Below are 23,270 nucleotides of genomic sequence, written 5' to 3' on the forward strand. Positions count from 1 at the left end.
GCAGCCTGCGGCAGCTCCTACAGGGGGTGATGCGGTGTCTTCAGGATTTGAAGCAGGTGCGGCTGAGTTTTTCGAGCACACGATCAGCCTTGGCCTCGGCTTTGATCAAACCTGCCTGCCAGGTGGCGACACACGGTTGCAGATCGGTTTCCAGTTCGGCTTTCGCCAGCCACTGCCAGCAATCGTGCCAATCGCCCAGCGCCCCTTGCGCAGACTTCAAGCGCGGCAGCGCCGCTTCCGGCAGGCGATCCAGTTCTGGATACGCCTCGATGCCGTAACGCACACGCTTGATCAACAGACGCAGACGATGGCGATCATGCGCCGGATCATGCAGCGCCTGATCGAGATTCTTCCATTGTTTGCCGAGGCGTTTTTCGATGCGTTTAGCCAGACCTTTGAGCAAGCCCTGCCGCTGAGACGCACGAATAAACCGTGGAAAAGCGTCGAGAATCATCAGCAGCGAGGCCACCTCGGCACTCGCCGCCAGTGCCGGGTAAGCCTCCGCCATTTGCGCCATGCGCCGCTGCGCCGCTAGCGGTTGATCGTGTTCGAGCAAGTAAGCCGCGAGCACTTCGCGATCGCGCCACGGCGTGGTCAATTGACCGACTGCCGAGGCCGCGTCCTCCAGTTGCTCAACCCCGGGCAAGCCGCGCAATGGCCGCAACAGACTGCGCAAGCGGCGCACCGTAGTGCGCAGATCATGCAGCGCCTCAGGATCAGTACGCGCCGTCAGCCGCGCCTGGCAACTGAGCAATCGCACTTCAATGCTCAGGATATGAGCCACCAACCGATCAACCAACGCAGACATCACTTGCTCCTTCAGAACGTCTTGGGGAGGAGTCTGGCGCCTCGTCAGCGCAGCATCCTTGCTTCAGGTCAGCCGCTTAACGCCCGGCGCGGGATTCGCGAATGTAGAAACGCGCCTTCTCGGCCTTGCTCGCGCAACCTTCGAAACCTTCGAATTGCTGCTGGGTTTTGGCCGCCGTCAGCAACGACAACGCTTTGGAATAACTGACGGTGCCGGCAAAGCCTTCGGCCTTGGCCAGATCCAGCTCATGCCACGCCGTGTCGAGCTGGCTGCCGCAACTGTCGCGGTACGCAGTCTTGCCGGCGCAACCGGCCAATGCTAGGGCGATCAAGGGCACACAGATCCAGGCTTTCATCACTTACACCTCAAAAATAGGTCAACAGTCGTGCAGGTAAGACGGTTCGGCGGCGAAAAAGTGCCTTGTGCGGCCGTGATTCTGCGGTGGCGAAAAGGATAGCCCCGCGCGGCCATGAAGTATCGAAAAAACGACGCGACCGCGCCGCTGAGCGACCTCGGCGATTGAGCCGCTTGCCCGATGGGTGCATTGTGCAACCTTGTCGGGAGGAAGCTGGATGAAAAAGCGTGTCGCGCTGGTACTGGGCTCCGGTGGCGCCCGGGGCTATGCCCATATCGGAGTCATTGAAGAAATCGAAAAACGCGGTTACGAAATCGCCTGCATTGCCGGTTGTTCGATGGGCGCGGTGGTTGGGGGGATTTACGCTGCCGGCAAACTTGATGAGTACCGCAACTGGATCGAAAGCCTCGATTACCTCGACGTGTTGCGCCTGGTCGATGTCAGCTTCCGCCTCGGCGCAATTCGCGGTGAAAAGGTCTTCGGGCAGATCCGCAAAATCGTCGGCGAGATCAACATCGAAGACCTGCGCATCCCCTACACTGCCGTCGCCGCCGACCTCACCAATCAACAGGAAATCTGGTTTCAGGAAGGCTGTCTGCACCAGGCCATGCGCGCTTCGGCGGCGATTCCCAGCCTGTTCACCCCGGTGATGCAAGGCAACCGCATGCTGGTCGATGGCGGCATTCTCAATCCGTTGCCGATCGTACCGGTGGTGTCCAGCCACTGTGATTTGATCATCGCGGTCAATCTCAACTCGACCAACCAGCGGCATTACAAACTGCCGGTGATCCAGCGTCCGCCGGCGTTTCGCTCACGCTTCGACAGTCTGATCAGTTCGTTGGGCTCGAAGATGCCGTTTCGCCGCACCCAGGCAGAACAGTTGTTGAAGCTGGAACAGGAAGCGTTGCGTGCGGAAGCGGCGGATATCAATCCGTGGCTGGAAGGCGCCGACCCCGACAATCAGCAACCGGCCGCCGCGCCTGAGCGTGAAGGCGTGCCGAAATCGGCGACGGGTTCGTTCATCATCGATAACGTCGGGCCGGCGTCATTGCTGGATCTGATCAACCAGAGTTTCGAGGTGATGCAGACCTCGCTGGCGCAGTACAAGATTGCCGGGTATCCACCGGATATTTTGATCAACGTGCCGAAGCGGGTTTGCCGGTTTTTCGAGTTTTACAAAGCGCCGGAATTGATCGCGCTGGGGCGGGAGATTGCGCGGGATACGATGGATCGGTATGAGAGTGAGCAACAGCAGTAAAGATCAAAAGATCGCAGCCTTCGGCAGCTCCTACAGGAGGACGCATTGCAATGTAGGAGCTGCCGAAGGCTGCGATCTTTTAGCTATCCCACAAACTCCATAAGCCGATACCCAACCCCCGCCTCCGTCACAATAAACCGTGGTCTTGTCGGATCATCCGCCAGTTTCTGCCGCAAATGCCCCACCACTATCCGCAAATAATGACTGTCCTCGGTGTGCGTCGGCCCCCAGATATCCTTGAGCAATTGCTGCTGTGTGATCACCCTTCCCGGATGCCGCGCCAGTTGCGCCAGCACCGCGTATTCCTTGCGAGTCAGCGCCACTTCAACGCCGTCGAGCAGCACCCGCCGATAGGCCAGATCCACGGTCAGCGGGCCAAAACTCAACGCCGCTTGTTGCGCCTCCCCCGCCGGCGCCTGGCGCAACAACGCCCGCACCCGCGCAAGAAATTCCTGAATGCCGAACGGCTTGGTCACGTAGTCGTTGGCGCCGCCATCCAGTGCCTCGACTTTCTGCCCTTCGCTGGCACGCACCGACAGCACCAGCACCGGCGCCGTGGCCCATTCGCGAAACTCACGGAGCACTTGCTGGCCGTCCATGTCCGGCAGGCCGAGGTCGAGCACCAACAAGTCCGGTTTATTCAGCGCCGCTTGCGCCAGGCCCTCGGCGCCGGTGCCAGCCTCGAGCACTTTGTAGCCTTGTGAGGCGAGGCTGATGCGCAGGAATTTACGGATCTGCGGTTCGTCGTCGATGACCAAAATGGTCGCGGTCTGGCTCATGAATTCACATCAACAGAAAAGATGGGCAAGAGAGTAGCGCAGTCGGCATCAGGCTTCATTGTCCATCCCCGGTTGCGCCTGCAACGGCAAGTGCAGAGTGATGCAGGTGCCGCGCCCTTCGATGCCGTCAGCGACGGTGATTCGTCCGCCATGCGCACCGACCATGCCCTGACAGATCGCCAGCCCGAGACCGGTGCCCTGCCCGCCGCGATCACCGCGAGCGGCGGTGTAGAACATGTCGAAAATCTTCGCGCGCTCGTCTTCGGGAATTCCCGGGCCTTCGTCACTGACCGAGAAGAAAATCTCGCTGTCATCGGCGCCAGCACGCAGCTCCAGACGACCGTGATTTGGCGAAAACCGTGCGGCGTTTTCCATCACGTTGACCAACGCCTGCTCGATCAGCGCAGCATGCACGAACAGCAACGGCAACTCGGCCGGCACCTCGGTGCTGACCTGCAACGGCGCCAGCACCGCGCGCAGGCGATTGAGCGAACTGCCGACGATATCCGCCGGCGACACCCAGTCCCGCGCCAGTTTCAACGCGCCGTGGCCGAGGCGGGTCATGTCGAGCAGATTCTGGATATAGCGGTCAAGGCGCTCGGCTTCATCACGAGTGCCTTCAAGCAGCTCGCGGCGATCCTCCAACGGGATTGCTTCGCCGAGCGCCAACAGACTGTCGATGCTGCCGCGCATGGCGGTCAACGGCGTGCGCAAATCGTGCGAAACCGAGGCCAGCAGCGCACTGCGCAATTGCTCGGTTTCGCCATGCAGGCGTGCGGCTTCGAGATCGTCGGCCAGTTGCGCGCGGGCCAGTGCCTGCGCCAGCGGCTGGCTCAACGCGGTCAGCAGACGTCGGCGCTGACCGCTCAAGGTCTGGCCTTCTTTGGCGCAAACACCGAGCAGCGCCAACGGCCCATCCTCGACCGACAACGGCCACCACCACCAACGCCCGAATGGCAACGTGCCGGTGCCCATACCCGCCGGTTGATCGTGTTGCCAAGCCCAATCGGCGGCGGCGCGTTCGGATTCAGTGAATTGCAGCGGCCCGCCGGTCTCGATTTTCCAGCCGCCCTGGCCGTCACGATTGAGCAGGCACAGTTGCAGATCGCTCCAGCCGTTGAGGTGTTGCGCGGCGGCGCTGACCACGGCTTGACGATCAGTTGCGGCCGTCAGTTTGCGTGACAGATCGAGCAGCTCGGTGGTCTCTTCTTGGGTGTCGCGCAACGCCTGCAATTGTCGACGCTGACGCGCCGCAAGGTTGCCGGTGAGCGCCGCCATCAACAGGAAAAACAACAGGGTCAGCACGTCTTCTTCGCGCTGGATGCTGAAGGAAAAATTCGGCGGAATGAATAAAAAATCGTAGGTCAGAAACGACAGCGCTGCACAGGCCAACGCCGGGCCGAGGCTGCTGCGCACTGCCACCAGCAACACCGCCGCGAGGAACACCAGCGAGATGTTCGGCAGCGGCAACACACTCGACACCGCCCACGCCAAGGCACTGGCCAACAGCGTGGCGACCAGTGCCAGCGCGTAATCGAACCACACCAGCGTCAGCGGGTTGCGCTGACGCGGTTGATGCTGTTGGTGATCGCTGTCGAGGACGTTGATTTCCAGACCGTGGGCCTGGCGCAGCAAACGCGCTGCGAGACCACCACCGAATAGTCGACGACGCAAACGCGGTCGCGACTGGCCGACCAGCACCAGACTCGCGCGACGTTCGGCGGCATGCTGAATCAGGGTTTTCGCCACCTCACCGGCGCGCAATAAAACCACTTCACCACCGAGGCGCTCGGCCAACTGCTGAGCGCTTTGCAGACGCAGTCGCGATTGTTCGTCGCGCACACTGCCGTTGTCGACGTGCACCAGACTCCACGGCAAATGCCGACGCTGCGCGACACGGCTGGCGTGGCGCACAAGACGTTCGGCCTGCGCGTCGCCATCGACTCCGACCAACAATCTGCCACGCACCGCCGGCGCGGCTTGACCGAGTTGGCGATAGCCCTGAGCTAGATCGTTATCGACTTGCGCGGCGGCGGTTTGCATCGCCAGTTCGCGCAATGCAGTGAGGTTGGTCTGGGTGAAAAACGCATCGATCGCCGCGCGCGCCTGCTCCGGCACATAGACCTTGCCTTCGCGCAGACGCTCAAGCAATTCGCGCGGCGGCAGGTCGATCAGCAGCAGTTCGTAGGCTTCTTGCAGCACCCAGTCCGGCAGGGTTTCGCGCACCTGCACACCGGTGATGCCGCGTACCTGATCGTTAAGACTTTCAAGGTGCTGGACGTTGACCGTGGTGAACACGTCGATGCCGGCGGCGAGCAGTTCCTGAATGTCTTGCCAGCGTTTGTCGTGGCGACTGCCGGGCGCGTTGCTGTGGGCCAGCTCATCGACCAGCACCAGTTTCGGTTTGGCCGCGAGGATGCCATCGAGATCCATTTCTTCGAGCATCACGCCACGGTATTCCGAACGCAGCAGCGGTTGCTGCGGCAAGCCGCCAAGGAGCGCTTCGGTTTCGGCACGGCCATGGGTTTCGACGACGCCGGCGAGGACTTTTACGCCCTGACGCAGTTGCGTGTGCGCGGCCTGAAGCATGGCGTAGGTTTTGCCGACGCCGGGGGCGGCGCCGAGGAAAACCTTGAGCCGGCCACGGCCATCGCGGGGCAGGTCTGCTAACAGTGCGTCGGCGCGGCCGGAGTCGCTCATCTGAGGTTGCCTTGTTCAGTTTGTCATTGGGGTGAAGCGTTAAAAGATCGCAGCCTGCGGCAGCTCCTACATGGGCCTGTCAATCCGGGACATGATCGGCGGGTGTACGCCGATCCAGTGTAGGAGCTGCCGCAGGCTGCGATCTTTTGATCTACAGCTTTTCCAGCGCCATGTTCAGCTCCAGCACATTGACCACCGGCGGCCCCACCAGCGGCTGTTCGATGTGCGCATCGACCAGTTGCTGCAAGGTCGCGACCGGCAGGTTGCGCGCTGCCGCGACTCGCGCCAGTTGATAGGCAATTGCCGCCGGTGGCAAGTGCGGATCGAGGCCGCTGCCAGAGGTGGTCAACAGCGCCAACGGCACCGGGCCCTGGCCTGGCACCTGCAATTTGTTGGCGTCGTCGATCACCCGCGTGGCGAGTGCCGGGTTGCTCGGCGCGAGGTTGCTGGCGCTGCTGGAAACCGTGGCGAAGGCGCCGGCGGAAGGACGTGGATGGAACCAGGCATCGCCGACGAAATCCTGAGCGATCAGGGACGAGCCGCGGACTTTGCCGGTGGCATCGTGGACGAGGCTGCCGTTGGCTTGCTCGGGGAAAGCGACCTGGGCGATGCCAGTGACCACCAGCGGGTAAGCGACGCCGGTGACCAGGGTCATCAGCACCAGCAGGCTGAGGGCGGGACGTATCATTGTGGACATTTCAAAATCCTCGAATTCGTTGGGCAAACTTTTGTGGGGTGTCAGGGGGATCGTTTCCCCCTCACCCCAGCCCTCTCCCCCAAGGGGGCGAGGGGGAAAGGGAGCCGATCACTGTGCTTTTCAAACCTGAGTTCAGCCCGGTATCTCAAGTCGGTGCAGCTCTCACAAACACCTCGGTCAGTCCCCTCTCCCCCCGGGAGAGGGCTAGGGTGAGGGAGCCGATCTATGTGCTTCTCAAAACCTGCGTTCAGCTCGGTATCTCAAGTCGGTGCAGCTCTCACAAACACCTCGGTCAGTCCCCTCTCCCTCCGGGAGAGGGCTAGGGTGAGGGGCTCTTCAAGAATCAAACCAAATGCAAAGCCGTGAGCAACATGTCGATCGCCTTGATCCCCACAAACGGCACCAGAATCCCGCCCAATCCATAGATCAACAGATTGCGCCGCAACAACGCCGCCGCACTCGCTGCCTGCACGCGCACACCGCGCAATGCCAGCGGAATCAGCACAACGATGATCAATGCGTTAAACACAATCGCCGAGAGAATCGCGCTCTGCGGGCTGGTCAACTGCATGATGTTCAGCACCCCCAGTTGCGGATAAATCGAGGCAAACAGCGCTGGAAGAATGGCGAAGTATTTGGCCACGTCGTTGGCGATGGAAAAGGTCGTCAGCGCACCACGGGTCACCAGCAATTCCTTGCCGATCTGCACCACGTCCAGCAGCTTGGTCGGGTCGCTGTCGAGATCGACCATGTTCGCCGCTTCACGCGCCGCTTGTGTGCCGTCGTTCATCGCCATACCAACGTCAGCCTGGGCCAGCGCCGGAGCATCGTTGGCGCCGTCGCCGCACATCGCAACCAGGCGACCGTCGTTTTGCTCGTGACGAATACGCGCGAGTTTTTTCTCTGGCGTGGCTTCGGCGAGAACGTCATCGACACCTGCTTCAGCAGCAATTGCGGCAGCGGTCAGCGGGTTATCACCGGTGACCATCACGGTGCGAATCCCGAGTTTGCGCAGTTCGGCAAAACGCTCACGAATCCCCGGTTTGACCACGTCCTTGAGGTGGATCGCGCCGAGCAATTTACCGTCCGCGCAAACCAGCAACGGCGTGCCACCGCTCTGGGCGATCTTGTCGATTTCCCGCGCCAGCGCCGGGGCCAGATCCGCGCGTTTCTGACCGAGGAAACTCAGCAGCGAATCCACTGCGCCTTTGCGATACACACGTCCCTGATAGTCGACGCCGGATAAACGCGTCTCGGCGCTGAACGGCACGCCCGTCAGGGTTTCCGGCGCCGGTTCAGCTTGCGGATGCAGACCGCGCAGGTACTCAACGATCGACTTGCCTTCAGCGGTGTCGTCGGCCAGCGAAGCAAACAGCGCACCCTCGGCCAACTCACGACCATTCACACCCGGCGCGGCATACACCGCGCTGCAGCGACGGTTACCGAAAGTGATGGTGCCGGTCTTGTCGAGCAGCAGCACGTGCACGTCGCCCGCCGCTTCTACCGCACGGCCAGACTTGGCGATCACATTGAGGCGCACCAGACGATCCATCCCGGCAATACCAATCGCCGACAGCAGACCACCAATGGTGGTCGGAATCAGTGTGACCAGCAGCGCCACCAGGAACACCAGCGGCAAGCTGCCATTGGCGAAATGGGCGAACGGTTGCAGCGTCACCACGACCAGCAAGAAGATCAACGTCAGGCCAATCAGCAGAATATCCAGCGCCACTTCGTTCGGAGTTTTCTGGCGTTTGGCGCCTTCGACCAAGGCGATCATGCGATCGAGGGTCGACTCGCCCGGGTTGACGGTGATCTTCACCAGCAACCAGTCGGACACTAGCCGCGTGTTGCCGGTGACGGCCGAACGGTCGCCGCCGGACTCGCGAATCACTGGCGCGGATTCACCGGTGATCGCTGCTTCGTTGACCGCCGCGATGCCTTCGATGACTTCGCCGTCACCGGGGATCATTTCCCCGGCTTCGACGCGCACCACATCGCCCTTGCGCAGACTTACCGCAGGCACCACTTGAAAGCTGCCATTGGCCTGTTTGCGCCGCGCACTGAGGCCCTCGCTGCCGGCCTTGAGACTGTCGGCGCGGGCCTTGCCGCGACCTTCGGCCAAGGCCTCGGCGAAGTTGGCGAACAGCACCGTGAACCACAGCCACAGAGCGATTTGTGCGGCGACGAAGGTCGGCACGTCGGCATCCGGGAGGAAGCACAGCACGGTGGTGAAAATCGCGGTCAGTTCGACCACCAGCATCACCGGCGAACGCTTCAATTGCCGAGGGTCGAGCTTGACGAAAGCTTGCACCAGCGCCGGCCGCCACAGGGCCGAGATCGCGGTTTTCGCTTGTTCCGGCGCCTTGACGGCAGCGGGTTTGATTGCGGGCATATTCATCATTCAGTCCTCAGAAGCCCATGCTCAGGTGTTCGGCGATTGGGCCGAGCGCCAGGGTTGGCAGGAAGGTCAGGCCGCCCACCAGCAAAATGGTCACGGTCAACAGGGTCACGAACAGCGGGCCGTGGGTCGGGAAGCTGTTCTGGCCGATCGGTGCGGTTTTCTTCATCGCCAGACTGCCGGCCAAGGCCAGCACCGGAAGGATGTAACCGAAGCGACCGATCAACATGCCCAGACCCAACATCAAGTTGTGGAACGGCGTGTTCGCGCTGAGGCCACCGAACGCCGAACCGTTGTTGGCACTCGCCGAGGTGTAGGCGTAGAGCAACTGGCTGAAACCGTGCGGGCCGGGGTTGCTGATGGTCGCCGCAGCACTGGGCACCGCTGCGGCAATCGCACCGAGCACCAGCACGCCGACCGGCATCACCAGCAGGGTCACCACCAACAGTTGCACTTCCCGCGCCTGAAGTTTTTTGCCGAGGTATTCAGGGGTACGACCAATCATCAAACCGGCGAGGAACACCGCGATCAGCACGTTGAGCAACATGCCGTAGAGCCCGGCCCCGACGCCGCCGAAGATCACTTCGCCGACCATCATGTTGACCAGCGCGACCATGCCGCTGAGCGGATTGAGGCTGTCGTGCATGCCGTTGACCGAACCGTTCGACGCGGCCGTGGTGGTCACCGACCAAAGCACGGTGGCGGTGGTGCCGAAGCGCGCTTCCTTGCCTTCCAGCGGCGCGGTCTGTTCGACGGCGGCGTTGTTCAGGGTCGGGTTCGGTTGGTACTCGGCCCACAACGAGGTCGCGCCGCCGATCAGAAACAGCGCCAGCATGCAGGCGATGATCGCGCGGCTCTGACGCAGGTCTTTGGCGTAATGACCGAAGGTGAACACCAGCGCCACCGGGATCAGAATGATCGAAGCGACTTCGAACAGGTTGCTCCACGCGGTCGGGTTCTCGAACGGATGCGCCGAGTTGACGCCGAAGAAGCCACCACCGTTGGTGCCCAGTTGTTTGATCGCAATCTGACTCGCGGCCGGGCCCAGCGGAATCACTTGATCAACGCCCTGCATCGTCACCGCATGCACATACTGCGCGAAGGTTTGCGGCACGCCTTGCCAGACCAGATACAGCGCCAGCAGCAGGCACAGCGGCAGCAGGCCATAAAGGGTGGCGCGAGTCATGTCGACCCAGAAGTTGCCGAGGGTTTTCGTCGATTTACGGCCGATGCCACGGCACAGCGCGACCAGTACGGCGAGGCCGGTGGCGGCGCTGACGAAGTTCTGCACGGTCAGGCCGACCATCTGGCTCAGGTAGCTGAGGGTCGCTTCGCCGCTGTAGGACTGCCAGTTGGTGTTGGTCATGAAACTGATCGCGGTGTTGAACGCCTGCGTCCATTCCTGGCCCGGCAGGTTTTGCGGATTCAGCGGCAAGTGATCCTGGAACAACAGAATCGCGAACAACAGCAGGAAACCGGCAAGGTTGAACGCGAGCAGCGCCAGCGTGTACTTCTGCCAGCTCTGTTCAGCCTCGGGATCGACACCGGCGATGCGATAGCAACCGCGCTCGACCGGGCCAAGAATCGGCGTCAGCCAGGTGCGCTGACCTTCCATCACTTTGTAGTAGAAGCGCCCGAGGAACGGCGCCGGCAGCAAGACCAACGCAAAAAACGCGAGGATCAGCCAATAGTCATAACTGTGCATAGCCGCTCCTAGTTCCGATCCGCGCGCAACAGCGCAACCAACAGATAAATGAACAGCCCCACTGCCAGTAGCAGTGACACCCCGTCCAGAACGCTCATGGAAGATCTCCGTGTTACGGCGTATTGCCGCGTGTGGGGTGATTGTCGGAAAGGAGGCTGTAAAGGAACGAGACCGAGGGGGTTGGCTGGGCATAAAGAAAGCGTAAAGAGTGGGTTTATGCGGGCGTTACACCTGGGTTTTGCACTGTCTGGGCGGGCCTCTTCGCGAGCAAGCCCGCTCTCACAATTTGAAATGCGCTCGCCCTAATAATGCATTCTCCTGTGGGAGCGAGCCTGCTCGCGAAGACGGCATAACCGCCAACATCGCACTCAACTGGCGCACAAAATGCAGCTATCCCACTGCAACCATCCCCGATACGACCCCATTCAACTTATTACGACTTGTTTCACCGCAATGGCACGCCCACTGCACGCGCCCTCCCCCGAGCTTTCCAAACCGTTCAGGGAGCAAGCGCATGAACACACAACTCAAACCCACGCTGGGCACGTTGCACCTGTGGGGCATCGCCGTCGGCCTGGTAATTTCCGGGGAATATTTCGGCTGGAGTTACGGCTGGGGCGTCGCTGGCACGCTGGGCTTTCTGGTGACTTCGTTCATGGTCGCGACCATGTACACCTGCTTTATCTTCAGCTTCACCGAACTGACCACCGCAATTCCCCATGCTGGCGGGCCGTTTGCCTACAGCCGTCGCGCCTTCGGAGAGAAAGGTGGGCTGATCGCAGGGTTGGCGACGCTGATCGAATTCGTCTTCGCGCCACCGGCGATTGCGCTGGCCATCGGCGCTTATCTGAACGTGCAGTTTCCGGCGCTTGATCCGAAACACGCAGCGGTCGGCGCGTATATCGTCTTTATGGGCTTGAATATTCTCGGAGTGAAACTGGCGGCGACGTTTGAATTGATCGTCTGCGTGCTGGCCGTCGCCGAGTTGCTGGTGTTCATGGGCGTGGTCGCGCCGGCCTTCAGCTTCAGCAATTTCGCTCTGAATGGCTGGGCCGGTTCCGATGTATTCGGTGCGCCAGCGATTGCCGGCATGTTCGCGGCGATTCCGTTTGCGATCTGGTTTTTCCTCGCCATCGAAGGCGCGGCGATGGCCGCCGAAGAAGCCAAGGATCCGAAACGCACGATTCCCAAGGCCTATATCAGCGGCATTTTGACTTTGGTTTTATTGGCGATGGGCGTGATGTTCTTTGCCGGCGGCGTCGGTGACTGGCGCACCTTGGCCAACATCAACGATCCACTGCCGCAAGCCATGAAAACCGTGGTCGGCGACAATTCGGGCTGGCTGCACATGCTGGTCTGGATTGGCTTGTTCGGGCTGGTGGCGAGTTTCCACGGGATCATCCTTGGCTACTCGCGGCAGTTCTTCGCCCTCGCCCGCGCCGGTTACCTGCCCGCTTCGCTGGCAAAACTCTCGCGCTTCCAGACACCGCACCGCGCGATCATTGTCGGCGGCATCATTGGCATCGCGGCGATCTACAGCGACGGCCTGATCAACCTCGGCGGCATGACCCTCACCGCCGCGATGATCACCATGGCGGTGTTCGGCGCGATCGTCATGTACATCATGAGCATGCTCAGCCTGTTCAAACTGCGCAAATCGGAGCCAAACCTGGAGCGTACTTTCCGCGCGCCGTGCTATCCGCTGATCCCGATGATCGCGCTGGTTTTGGCGGTGGTGTGCCTAGTGGCGATGGCGTGGTTCAACGCGTTGATCGGGCTGATTTTCCTCGGCTTCATGGCCGTGGGCTTCGGCTACTTCCTGCTCACCGGCCAGTTGCGCGCCAATGCGCCGGCCGACGCCATGCTCACGGGCCAATAAGTCCCCTGTAGGAGCTGCGGCACGCTGCGATCTTTTGCCTTTGCTTGTTAAAAACAAAAGATCAACAGCTCGCAGCCTTCGGCAGCTCCTACAGGGAATTAAGGTGCTGCGGGGATATCAGGCCTAGAATGGAACCACTGCGAAGTCGCTTCGCTCAAAAGTGGTAAGCAGCGTCGCACGGCGAAATCCTCGTCGATCGATCTGCCATTAAGGAGAGCCGTTATGCCCTGGTATGCCTGGTTGATTCTGGTCGTTGCAATCGGCTCGATCGTTGGCGGTTTGATGATGTTGCGAGACACCGCCAACAAGGTCGAACTGACTGATGAAGAACGCAAACGCGTGGCTGCACGCAACGCCGAAGCGGACGCCAAAGAAGCGCAAGACCGCTGAACCAGACCCCGCCCAATCGGCGGGGTTTGTGTTTTTTACACGCTTTGGACTTATCTGCATGCTTTTTAGAAGTAGAAGTACAGTCACCATTTAATTTTGTGTGGTTAAGATGGGGGCATTGTTGCGGAGAGAGTTTCAGATGCGTTACTCGCAGGACCATAAAGCCCAGACCCATCAGCGCATCATCAAGGAGGCCTCGGCACGATTTCGCAAGGACGGAATCGGCGCCACAGGCTTGCAACCCTTGATGAAGGCACTGGGGTTGACCCACGGTGGCTTCTACTCGCACTTCAAATCCAAGGACGAATTGGTGGAGAAGGCCCTGCAAGAAGCCGGCGCACAACTCGACGCGCACTGCGCGATGTTGTTTTCTGAAGAGCAACCTTTGGAAGCCTTCATCGACAGTTACCTGTCCGAATGGCACTACACCTCGCCCCATGAAGGCTGCCCGTTACCTACCATGTCTTCGGAGCTCGGTTTGCGCGGACAGCCAAGCCCGACCACCGACGCGGTGCTTAATGCGCGACTCGAGCAAGTGCAGAACACCCTCGGTGGCGAGAGTGCCGCTGATCGCAGCATCGTGATCATGGCCACTCTGTTGGGAGCATTGGTACTCGCGCGTAGCGTCGAAGATCCTGAGCTGGCCCAGCGCATCCTCGGCGTTACGCGCGCGCATCTGAAAGATCAGCAGGACTAGTCTTTCCAGCGTTTGAACAACACGCTGGCATTGACCCCACCGAAGCCGAAGCCGTTGGACAATGCATATTCGATTGGCATCGAACGTGCCTTGCCGTGCACGATGTCCACGCCTTCGCTCGCAGGATCCGGATTTTCAAAATTGAGCGTCGGCGGCACCACCTGATCACGAATCGCCAACAGCGTGAAGATCGCCTCCAGCCCACCCGCAGCGCCGAGCAAATGTCCGGTCGACGATTTGGTCGAAGTCACGGCGATTTTGTTTTCTGTACCGAACACACTTTTGATCGCCGCCAACTCGCCTAGATCCCCGACTGGCGTTGAAGTGGCGTGGGCGTTGAGATGCTGCACATCAGAGGCTTTAATGCCGGCCTGAGCCAGTGCCAGCTCCATCGCCCGTCGCGCACCGCTGCCATCTTCAGGCCCGGCAGTCAGGTGATAAGCGTCAGCGCTGGTACCGTAACCGACCAATTCGGCCAGCGGTTTTGCCCCGCGCGCAAGCGCATGCTCCAGTGACTCAATGACCAGCAGCCCGGCGCCCTCGCCCATCACAAAACCGTCACGACCACTGTCGAATGGACGCGAGGCACGTTCCGGCGTGTCGTTGTAACCGCTAGACAGGGCACGGGCTGCCGCAAAACCAGCGAGGCTGACCCGATCAATCGCCGCCTCCGCCCCGCCGCACACAGCAATGTCCGCTTCGCCCGCACGAATCATGCGCGCCGCATCGCCGATTGCCTGAACGCCAGCGGCACATGCCGTTACCGGCGAGCCCAACGGACCTTTCAAACCATGCTGGATCGATACATGACCAGCGGCCAGATTCACCAGAAATGACGGAATGGTGAACGGTGACAACCGTCGCGGGCCACGGCTGTCCGTGGTGCGTACTGCATCGGCGATCGCACCGAAGCCACCTACGCCGGAACCGATGATCGTCGCCGTACGCTCCTGACCCGCAGCGTCGGTCGGATGCCATCCTGCCTGCTCCAACGCCTGCCGCGCCGCCTCCATGGCGAACAGAATGAAGCGATCCATCTTCTTCTGTTCTTTCGGCGGCGTGGCGCGATCGGGATCGAAACCGCCTTCGGCGTCCTCCGCCAGCGTTGGCACTATGCCGCCGACGCGGGTGGGCAAATCGGCGCTCACCGCTTCCGGTAGAGTGCGCAAACCAGATCGCGCGCCCAGTAACCGCTGCCAAACGACTTCGACATCACTGCCTAAAGGCGAAACCAGACCCATCCCGGTAACTACAATTCGACGCTGATTCATACCGCGCTTTCCTCTGACCAACTTGCAAGGGACTTACTTATAACGACTGGCCGCAGCACTGCGGGACAGGTTCGGCGCCATGACATGCCGGGCCGCAACAAACGCTTGCCACTCGCCCGCATCAGGCAAGGATGGAATGGTGATTAACTCGCCCTGATCCAGGCCCGCCAACGCAGCATCGACCATCTCGCCCGCTTCCATGACCATTTCTGCAGGAATGCCACTGGCATCGATGCCGGAGCGTTCCCAGATTTCGGTTCGGGTCACGCCAGGCAGCACGGCTTGAATCTTGACGCCCGTGCCGTCGAGCTCAGCGTGCAGCGATTGAGTCAGGCTCAAAACATAAGCCTTGCTCGCACTGTACGTGGCGTTGAAACGCTCGGGGAACAGCGCCACTACCGAGGCGATATTAATAATCGTGCCGCGTCCGGCTTTGGCAAAACTCGCTGCCGCAGCCGAAGCCAAACGAGTCACTGTGGTGACGTTAAGCTGAATCAGACGCTCGAGCTTATCCATATCGGCATTGGCCAACAGACCATCAGCGGCAACCCCGGCATTGTTCACCAACAGGCTGATGCTTGAGTCGCTGCGCAGGCGCTGCTCGAGTTTGAGCACATCATCCTTTTGCGTCAGATCCGCTTTGAGCACTTCAACCTGAATGCCATGGGCGTCACGTAATTGAGTGGCGGTATTTTCCAGACGCTCCTTGTCACGGGCCACCAGCAGCAAATCGAACCCGCGGGTAGCCAACCTTTCTGCGTAAATTGCACCAATGCCGGACGATGCGCCGGTGACGAGAGCGGTACCTTGGGGCTTAACAGCATTCATGACGGTGCTCCTGAAATTCACAAAGGGAAAATGGGTTTCGATCATTGATCGCGAAATTATTATAGGCATAATTTAAACGCAATATGATAGCCGTAATTTTTAGCTGTCCGACGAACGCTCGCGAAATCCCCTGCTGGATCTGCCCGCCAGAAAACAGAAAGGCCGGTCAATGACCGGCCCCTTGGCGTTGAACAATCAGCTTAGTTCACTTCCAGCTTTTCACGATTACGATCAAGGATCGCTTTGCCGATGCCTTTCACTTCGAGCAACTCATCAATCGATGCAAACGGGCCATTTGTTTCACGGTAAGCAACAATAGCTTTAGCCTTGGCTTCGCCGACGCCGGACAGCTCCTTCTGCAGCGTCGCCGCATCAGCGTCATTGAGATTGAGTTTTGGATGCTCTGCCGATGCTGACACCTCAACTGAGTGAGGCGCTATTGAAGACTCTGTAGGCGCCGCAACTGCGGCGATCGAGACGCTGGCAAACAGAGCAAAAATCAAAGAATAGAAGTAACCGGTACGCATAGTTGGAGCTCCATGACATCGAATTGAGAAGCAGCTTTTCCCAAGCTGCTTCTCAACCCTAGGTCATGGTGGGCACATGTCAAAAATACGAGCGTTACAGGATGTGAAACAATCAGGGCTCGAGACGGCGTTGCTGGTAGATCCAGTCAACGATTTCACCGTCCGGCGTATAACCACTGACGGTTTCTCGCAGGAGTTGGCGGACGCGGGTGTAGTCATCTTGATCGACTGCACTGAGGAGTTCGGTCAGCCGCGCCTTGAGAACGTCCCAAGTGAGATGGTCTTCGTTGGCACTCATTATCATCGGATGCTCGGTAGCGGACACATTGTCCCCGATCAGCAGCTCTTCATAGAGCTTCTCTCCTGGGCGCAAACCGGTGAACTCGATCGCGATGTCGCCGTGCGGATTTTTCTCCGATCGGACACTCAAGCCCGACAAATGAATCATCTTTTCTGCCAGTTCGGCGATCTTGACCGGCTCGCCCATGTCCAGGACAAAGACATCGCCCCCCTGCCCCATTGACCCCGCCTGGATGACCAATTGCGCCGCCTCGGGAATCGTCATGAAGTAACGCGTGATTTTCGGATGCGTTACCGTCAATGGTCCGCCGGATTTGATCTGCTTGTAAAACAGCGGAATTACCGAACCCGACGATCCGAGAACATTCCCGAAACGAACCATTGTGAAGCGGGTCTTGTTCACCCGTGAAACATTCGATTCATCACCGAACAACACCGGGGCTAGCTCACGGCTGAGTGCCTGCAGTGTCAACTCGGAAAGTCGTTTGGTACTGCCCATGACATTGGTCGGACGCACAGCTTTGTCAGTGGAAATCAGCACAAAGTTGGAAACGCCAGCAGTCAAAGCAGCCTGCGCCGTATTAAGCGTTCCAATAACGTTGTTGAGTACGCCTTCAGCAATGTTGTGCTCAACCATCGGCACATGTTTATACGCCGCAGCATGGTAAACAGTGTCGACGCCCCACGCTTTCATGACATCCAGCAATTTGTCCTGATTGCGTACCGAGCCAAGGATGGGTAGCAAGCGCACCGACAGGGACTCTCGGGCAATGTTTTGCTCAAGCTCCGAAAGAATCGAATACAGATTGAATTCGCTGTGTTCGAACAACAAAAGCGTGGTTGGGTGCAGGGAAAGAATCTGACGACACAATTCCGAACCGATTGAGCCGCCGGCCCCCGTCACAAGAACGCACTGCCCCTTGATGCAATGCTCAAGCAGATTTCCCTGCGCTGGCACTGCGTCACGGCCGAGCAAATCGGCAATGTCGACTTCTTGAATGTCATCGACCTTCACGCGGCCACTGGCCAGATCCATGAACCCCGGTACGCTGCGCACATGAAGCGGAAAACCTTCCAGGAATCCCAAAATCTCCCGGCGTCGGCCTCGATTGGAGGACGGGATCGCAAGCAGGATCTCCTGGGCGCCGGTCGAGTCGATCATCTGCTGGATGTGTTTGGGTTTGAAGACTTGCAGGCCGGAGATGATCCGGTCGGCGATGCCGCTGTCATCATCAATGAATGCAACAGGCCGCATAACGCGCCCCATGCGCAATGCAGCGACCAGCTGATTGCCGGCCGCACCGGCGCCGTAGATAGCCACTTTGGGCAATCCATCATCGCGGCTGGTGAACGGCACATGTTGCGCGGCTGCAAACCAGTCACCGAGAAAATACTGACGCATGGCGAGCCGCAAACCGCCAATCATGACAAGGCTCAACCACCAGTAGTTGAAGATGATGGAACGTGGCACCACGTTTTCGTGGTTGCTGTACCAATAAACGATTACGCCCAAAACCAAAGCGGACAAACTCACCGCTTTGATGATTGCAATTAACGCGTCATTGCCGAAATAACGCATTACGGCGCGATACATGCCGAAGCGAATGAACAAAGGAATGGCGACAATCGGAGCAAAGGCGAAGAGCCAGCGATGGGTCGTAAACGGATTGATCATTTCCTCGACACCCAAACGGACGACAAAGGAAAGCCACAACGACACCCACACCAATACGATGTCCGCCGTCACCTGTATCAAACGCTTCTGACGCCGGGTCAGAGACAGCAACCAAGCGCGCACGTGCCCCGTAAATCCATCTATCACTTTATTCTTATCCCCTGAATTCACGCGCCAACTTTTCCAAAAAATCTAACCATTGAGGATTGCCGTCATCAGACGGTTTTTTCAAGCGAACCTGCCTTGAACTTGAAAGCCAGGACGATCAAGGGGACATAGGCTATTACCAATCCGGTTGCGCCGTCCAGCTTAAGCAAGGTTACGCTCAGTGCGACAGGAAACAACCAGACAAGGTTGATAACAGAGACACCAACAGTCACTGGAAAGTGCCTGCCGAAATGACGAGAGGCGTATTGATAACCGTGGCTGCGGTGCGCTTCATAGACTTTATCGCCTCTGACAAGCCGACGAATCAGGGTAAAAGTTGCATCGACAACAAAGACGCCGAGCATGATCAGCCAGGCAAAAAAGAATTCACTGCCTGCCCACGCTGCCTGAATCGACAGAGCCCCCAGAATAATGCCGAGAAAACCGCTACCGGCATCGCCCATGAAAATACGCGCGGGGGGGAAATTCCAGTACAGAAATCCGGCCACGGTCATCGAGAGCAGTAGCGGCGCCCAAATCAAAGATCCGTGTCCCGTCAAATAGTAGATGGCCGACAATCCAAGACAAGCGACAATGGCCTCAAGGCTGGCGAGACCATCAATACCGTCCATAAAATTATATAGATTCAACATCCATACGAGGTAGACCGCCGCGAGCGCGCTTCCGAACCATCCAAGATCAATAACAAATCCAAAAAAACTGAGAGCGGGCAATCCCCCCATCCAGAACATCACCCATGCAGATGCGGCGAAATGGCCCAATAAACGCCACCGTGCTGCAATATGACCGTGATCGTCCATAAAACCGATGACCGCTATCAACACGCCCGAGCCGATCATTGCGACTATTTGCGCAATTGGCTGCAAGTCTTCGCTGGCCATGAAAATCAGGCAACATAGAAACGCCACTACAATCGCAACGCCACCGCCGCGCGGAGTAGGAACCGAATGGGAGCTGCGCGCATTGGGGATGTCGATGATGCTGCGATGTAGCGCATATCTGCGTAACACGGCGGTCAAGAGCAACGCGAGGACTGCTGCAAGTGGGAGGACATACCAGTAAATCATTTGTTTTGCTCGCTCATGAAATGCTCAGCCGTTGTACGTAGAGCTTGATCCAGTGACAGCACAGGTTGCCACCCCAGCAATGTTCGTGCCTTGGTGATGTCCACTTGCAACGAACCACAGAGACGCTGCGAAAAACTTCTTTTGCCTAACAGGCTTGCACCGGTGACGAGCAACCATTCTGGTACAGCAATCAAGCGGGCCGGTTTGTTCAGCGAATTTCCGAGCTTGCGCAGCAATTGTGTAGTGGAAACGTCTTCACCGTCGCTCACCAGAAATGTTTCGTTGGCAGCTGCAGGATGGCTTACACAGATCCGGATCATGTCTACAAGATTGTCCAGACCTACCAAGCTGCGTCGGTTATGTATCGCCCCAAGCGGAAGCGGAACGCCCTTTTGCAACCATTTCATCATCGACTCAAAATTCGCTTTAACGCCCGGACCATAAACAAGCACGGGGCGAATAATGACAACCTCCATTCCTGTCTCGGCGGCAATTGAGCGAAGTCCGTCTTCAGCTTCGCGCTTGGAGATGCCGTAGAAATCCGATGGATTTGGGGCATCCGTTTCCTTGTAAGGGCAACCTTCAACAGTACCCTCCCCATTCACTTTGACCGAACTTACAAAGACAAATCTCTTGACTCCCGCTGCCGCTGCGCTATCTGCCAGGCGCAAAGTGTGTCCGACGTTGATTTCACGAAAGGCTGCCAGCGGATCCACCGCAGTATCATTCATCACGTGGACGCGAGATGCCAAATGGATAAAAACATCTACGTTGGCAAGTGACACATGGTCTGCGCCAATCTCCGAAAAATCAGAAAAGTCGTAGTACTTCACTCGGTCAACGCGTTTGCCAGGCGCTGTGCGGACAAGGGCCGCTACATCGAGGTCTTCACGTTGGGAAAACTGCTCGACCAGTCGAGAGCCAACAAATCCGCTACCACCGGTAACCAAAATCCTGGTCATTTAGTCTGTCTCAGAATTACAAGGGTAAGGCAAAGGCCAGTGAAGACAAACTTATCGCGCAAGCGTCTTCGGCATTTGAAACCCGCCAACGCAAGGCGGGCCAGATCCACACGACGCAAGTTGCTCCAACTCCGAACAAAAGGCGTATCGCGAACACCGACTAACGTCGAAATAAGCAATGACTGACTTAACCACCAGCCATCAAATACTTTTGCAAGCCGAGCACGGAAAGCCTTTAACCCGCTATTTACCCCGACCTGATTATTGGCATGCTGCCGATAACGCATATAGGAGTTACTGTCTATCTCCCATTTGAAACCATGCGTACGGCTAAACGCATAACAATACCAATCGTGCAGGGTAACATCCTGCACACTTACAAATTTTTCCAGCAAGTGTGCCTGCAATTGGCAAAACAGGCTTCTCGAAAAAACGTAGGTACAACCAGGTCCCGCGGCTTCGAACAGATGATCGTATTCAACTTGAGGTTGAGATTTGACGATGACCCGCTCCCTACCCTCTGGCCAAAAAGCAGTGACGTTTCCTGAATAGCCGTCGGCACCACGCTCGACTATGACGTTGGCCGCCTGAAGTAACTTCCTTGGCAACCAGATGTCATCTTGATCAGCGAATGCGAAATAATCGAAATCACCCTTCGGTGCTTCCTTTATAAGCCGAAAAAAATTCCGGGCCGCTCCGCCGAACTTCTCGCCATGCGGTAGATATTGCACACGAGCATCCGATGCCGCCCTGTCAGAGACCCACTGTTCAGTCCCATCAATGGACGTATCGACGCTGATCAAAAGAGTAACAGCCACGCCCTCTTGATCAAGAATGGAATCAACTTGTTCTGCAATCCACTGACGGCCGTTGTAAGCCGCCAGCATAACTAAATAGCGAGGTACCATCTTCATATCCCTCTTCGAATGAAAATCTCGCAGAAATCTAATGACCTGCGAAATCCATGGCTGACAGGCCTATCTCAATGGGCAGAACCCAAGCTATTTCGTAATCCATGACGAATACCACGCACCATCATTTTCAACGATTGAAGCTTTTGACTGTCGATCATCAAATTCACAGCGAAACGCAACGCTAAAGCAGTAGAGAGTCTTTTCTTCCAGCAAGCTGGGGTATGCGGCATCCGGCAGACCGCTACTGTATTTCTGAAGAAGAAATAACGTCGAACAGGCGAATAACGGAAAAAACTGAGGCCAAAAATCTTCACTGGCGGGGCATCGGATAGTGCATGTCCCATTTCAACGTGCAGGCAACCATAAAGGTTGTAACCACGATCTCTTACGCGGAAACACCATTCAGTGTCGGTAAAATCAACAAACATGCCTTCATCGTACTTGATCCCCTCCTTCCAGGCCTGAGTATCAACAAACATTCCAGAAGTAATGAGAGCGTCTGCTTTTACTAAACCGTGCGGGTCATCGGAAGTAAAAACCGGCTTGATGACGCCATCAACAGACTGGTAGAAAGGGAACGCTATCTTCTTCCCGTCTCTTCTATCAAAAAACGTAGGGCTAACCGCTATGCATTTTTCATCACGCGACTTGGCATGCATCATCGCGGATTCAAGGTTTGCAATCAGATCAGGCTCGGCATGACTGTCCTGATCGAATGTCACCATATAGGTAATTCCGGCTGCAACCGCCAATTCAAACCCGGCGTTCAGCGCCACCCCAAGGCCTTTATTCCCTTCCATGGGCAAATACCTGACGGATTCTTTGATGTCAGGGCGCGTGCTTAGAAAACTCTCCGTGCCGCCATTATCAACCAGTATCAACAGGGAAACCTGGGACGCTAGCGATATTAAAAGATCGTCGAGAACCTGAATATCCGGGTTGTAACCGACAACCACAGCAGCAATAGACTTCAATTTACTCTCCAATTGATTCTTCCTTTACAACCGGAGCTTCTTGCCCCCTCAGCACTATAGACCAATACCACAACACCACCAAAAATCCGAACGAGTTGAATAACACAGGGTTACTCATGGACATAATCAGATAGAGAATCATGATTAACCTGCTCGAAGACAACACGGTGTCAGTCGAAATAGTACGAACAGGAAACAACAAAACAAGAAACAATAGTATAGACAAAGGAAGTCCGAAAAAACGAACTGAATCCATCCAGGTAATTTCAGTTTGAGAGACGACTGTTCCGTAGCCCTCGGTATAAAAATACGCTCCAAGCCCTTTACCAAATAACAACATATCCCAGTCAATAACCCCAAAGAAGGAAATGAGATGACCGATTTTTATGCTATTGGATTGCTCGTTCGAGCTAAACATACTGGTCTCGTTCGCCAGAAAATATAGCGCAAAGGCGAACAGAGGAACGGCGATGATTATCATCAACACACGCATCGACCAGTTTTTGTGAGCAAAATACAAGACAGACAAGGACACCAAAGCCATCACCATAAGCGCTCGAGAAGCAGAGCAGACAATAGCGACCGAAATGACAATTACAAAAAATAACGCACTGATTTTCCTTCTATTCAGAAAATCAATAAAAAACAGGGAAAGGGGTACAAGCAGGAATGGGGTAGATCGATGATGGAGCATAAACATTTGCAAGCCACCAAAATTACGAACACCGTAAAATCCTAACTCGTTAGCGTTGTAATAATCCAACATCATTCCGCCGATCGGCAACGATGGAAGAGCCATCAGCAAAAATGACATCCCGCACATCACCAACGCAAAAATTCCGCCGGTAATTTTTACAGCGCGAGACATATCAACTTTGAAATTATTTATAAAGTAAATCAAAAATAGCGCAGCCG

The 23,270-nt window shown here is 57.4% G+C and carries 21 protein-coding genes; 4 read left to right on the top strand and 17 right to left on the bottom strand.

Going from position 1 to position 23,270, the window contains the following annotated elements; all coding sequences use genetic code 11:
- Window positions 1-40 precede the first annotated feature (40 nt).
- Window positions 41-808 carry a CHAD domain-containing protein gene (locus AD669_RS18605; RefSeq protein WP_053122403.1) on the bottom strand — a complete coding sequence of 256 codons (768 nt, stop codon included), beginning with the start codon at window positions 806-808 and terminating at the stop codon, window positions 41-43.
- Between the two features lie 76 nt (window positions 809-884).
- Window positions 885-1,163, bottom strand: a complete 279-nt coding sequence (locus tag AD669_RS18610; protein WP_053122404.1) for a hypothetical protein — start codon at window positions 1,161-1,163, stop codon at window positions 885-887.
- A gap of 217 nt (window positions 1,164-1,380) precedes the next feature.
- Here AD669_RS18610 and AD669_RS18615 point away from each other — a divergent pair, with 217 nt between their 5' ends.
- Window positions 1,381-2,421, top strand: coding sequence for a patatin-like phospholipase family protein (locus tag AD669_RS18615; RefSeq protein WP_053122406.1), 1,041 nt, complete (start codon window positions 1,381-1,383; stop codon window positions 2,419-2,421).
- 83 nt (window positions 2,422-2,504) lie between these two features.
- On the opposite strand, the gene AD669_RS18620 is transcribed toward AD669_RS18615, so the two are convergent.
- The 6 genes from AD669_RS18620 to kdpF form a co-directional block, all read right to left on the bottom strand.
- Entirely contained in the window at window positions 2,505-3,200 is a 696-nt protein-coding gene (locus AD669_RS18620) for a response regulator (RefSeq protein WP_053122408.1), read from the bottom strand.
- A gap of 48 nt (window positions 3,201-3,248) precedes the next feature.
- Entirely contained in the window at window positions 3,249-5,900 is a 2,652-nt protein-coding gene (locus AD669_RS18625; RefSeq protein WP_053122410.1) for a sensor histidine kinase KdpD, read from the bottom strand.
- A gap of 151 nt (window positions 5,901-6,051) precedes the next feature.
- A complete protein-coding gene (kdpC, locus tag AD669_RS18630) occupies window positions 6,052-6,597 on the bottom strand; it encodes a potassium-transporting ATPase subunit KdpC (RefSeq protein WP_053122412.1) in 546 nt (181 codons plus the stop codon).
- Window positions 6,598-6,940: 343 nt separating this feature from the next.
- Window positions 6,941-8,998, bottom strand: coding sequence for a potassium-transporting ATPase subunit KdpB (gene kdpB, locus AD669_RS18635; RefSeq protein WP_053122414.1), 2,058 nt, complete (start codon window positions 8,996-8,998; stop codon window positions 6,941-6,943).
- Between the two features lie 10 nt (window positions 8,999-9,008).
- A complete protein-coding gene (kdpA, locus tag AD669_RS18640; RefSeq protein WP_053122416.1) occupies window positions 9,009-10,703 on the bottom strand; it encodes a potassium-transporting ATPase subunit KdpA in 1,695 nt (564 codons plus the stop codon).
- An 8-nt stretch (window positions 10,704-10,711) separates the two neighbouring features.
- On the bottom strand, window positions 10,712-10,801 hold the full coding sequence (gene kdpF / locus AD669_RS28195) for a K(+)-transporting ATPase subunit F (RefSeq protein WP_007899818.1): 90 nt from the start codon (window positions 10,799-10,801) through the stop codon (window positions 10,712-10,714).
- Window positions 10,802-11,217: 416 nt separating this feature from the next.
- On the opposite strand from kdpF, the gene eat reads away from it, so the two are divergent.
- From eat to AD669_RS18650, 3 genes are all read left to right on the top strand, one after another.
- A complete protein-coding gene (gene eat, locus AD669_RS18645) occupies window positions 11,218-12,582 on the top strand; it encodes an ethanolamine permease (RefSeq protein WP_053122419.1) in 1,365 nt (454 codons plus the stop codon).
- A 222-nt stretch (window positions 12,583-12,804) separates the two neighbouring features.
- Window positions 12,805-12,972, top strand: a complete 168-nt coding sequence (locus tag AD669_RS28200; protein WP_080896048.1) for a DUF2897 family protein — start codon at window positions 12,805-12,807, stop codon at window positions 12,970-12,972.
- Between the two features lie 139 nt (window positions 12,973-13,111).
- Window positions 13,112-13,669, top strand: a complete 558-nt coding sequence (locus AD669_RS18650; protein WP_053122421.1) for a TetR/AcrR family transcriptional regulator — start codon at window positions 13,112-13,114, stop codon at window positions 13,667-13,669.
- On the opposite strand, the gene fabF is transcribed toward AD669_RS18650, so the two are convergent.
- The 9 genes from fabF to AD669_RS28630 form a co-directional block, all read right to left on the bottom strand.
- On the bottom strand, window positions 13,666-14,940 hold the full coding sequence (gene fabF / locus AD669_RS18655) for a beta-ketoacyl-ACP synthase II (RefSeq protein ID WP_053122423.1): 1,275 nt from the start codon (window positions 14,938-14,940) through the stop codon (window positions 13,666-13,668). The genes AD669_RS18650 and fabF overlap by 4 nt on opposite strands.
- A gap of 33 nt (window positions 14,941-14,973) precedes the next feature.
- Entirely contained in the window at window positions 14,974-15,768 is a 795-nt protein-coding gene (locus tag AD669_RS18660) for an SDR family oxidoreductase (protein WP_053122425.1), read from the bottom strand.
- Between the two features lie 200 nt (window positions 15,769-15,968).
- Complete coding sequence (locus AD669_RS18665; RefSeq protein ID WP_053122427.1) at window positions 15,969-16,295, bottom strand: helix-hairpin-helix domain-containing protein; 327 nt, start codon at window positions 16,293-16,295, stop codon at window positions 15,969-15,971.
- Window positions 16,296-16,407: 112 nt separating this feature from the next.
- Window positions 16,408-18,414 carry a nucleoside-diphosphate sugar epimerase/dehydratase gene (locus AD669_RS18670; protein ID WP_172680140.1) on the bottom strand — a complete coding sequence of 669 codons (2,007 nt, stop codon included), beginning with the start codon at window positions 18,412-18,414 and terminating at the stop codon, window positions 16,408-16,410.
- 71 nt (window positions 18,415-18,485) lie between these two features.
- Window positions 18,486-19,505, bottom strand: a complete 1,020-nt coding sequence (locus AD669_RS18675; protein ID WP_053122431.1) for a glycosyltransferase family 4 protein — start codon at window positions 19,503-19,505, stop codon at window positions 18,486-18,488.
- Entirely contained in the window at window positions 19,502-20,467 is a 966-nt protein-coding gene (locus AD669_RS18680; protein WP_053122434.1) for an SDR family oxidoreductase, read from the bottom strand. The genes AD669_RS18675 and AD669_RS18680 overlap by 4 nt, the downstream gene beginning before the upstream one ends.
- Complete coding sequence (locus tag AD669_RS18685) at window positions 20,464-21,381, bottom strand: glycosyltransferase (RefSeq protein ID WP_053122436.1); 918 nt, start codon at window positions 21,379-21,381, stop codon at window positions 20,464-20,466. The genes AD669_RS18680 and AD669_RS18685 overlap by 4 nt, the downstream gene beginning before the upstream one ends.
- Before the next feature lie 68 nt (window positions 21,382-21,449).
- Window positions 21,450-22,367, bottom strand: coding sequence for a glycosyltransferase family 2 protein (locus tag AD669_RS18690; RefSeq protein WP_053122437.1), 918 nt, complete (start codon window positions 22,365-22,367; stop codon window positions 21,450-21,452).
- Window positions 22,357-23,270, bottom strand: a 914-nt coding sequence (locus AD669_RS28630; protein ID WP_172680139.1) for a hypothetical protein, incomplete at its 5' end; no start/stop codon positions are given. The genes AD669_RS18690 and AD669_RS28630, both read right to left, overlap by 11 nt.

It is taken from the genome of Pseudomonas sp. P1.31 (genome assembly GCF_001269815.1).
Taxonomy (GTDB): Bacteria; Pseudomonadota; Gammaproteobacteria; order Pseudomonadales; family Pseudomonadaceae; genus Aquipseudomonas; species Aquipseudomonas rustica.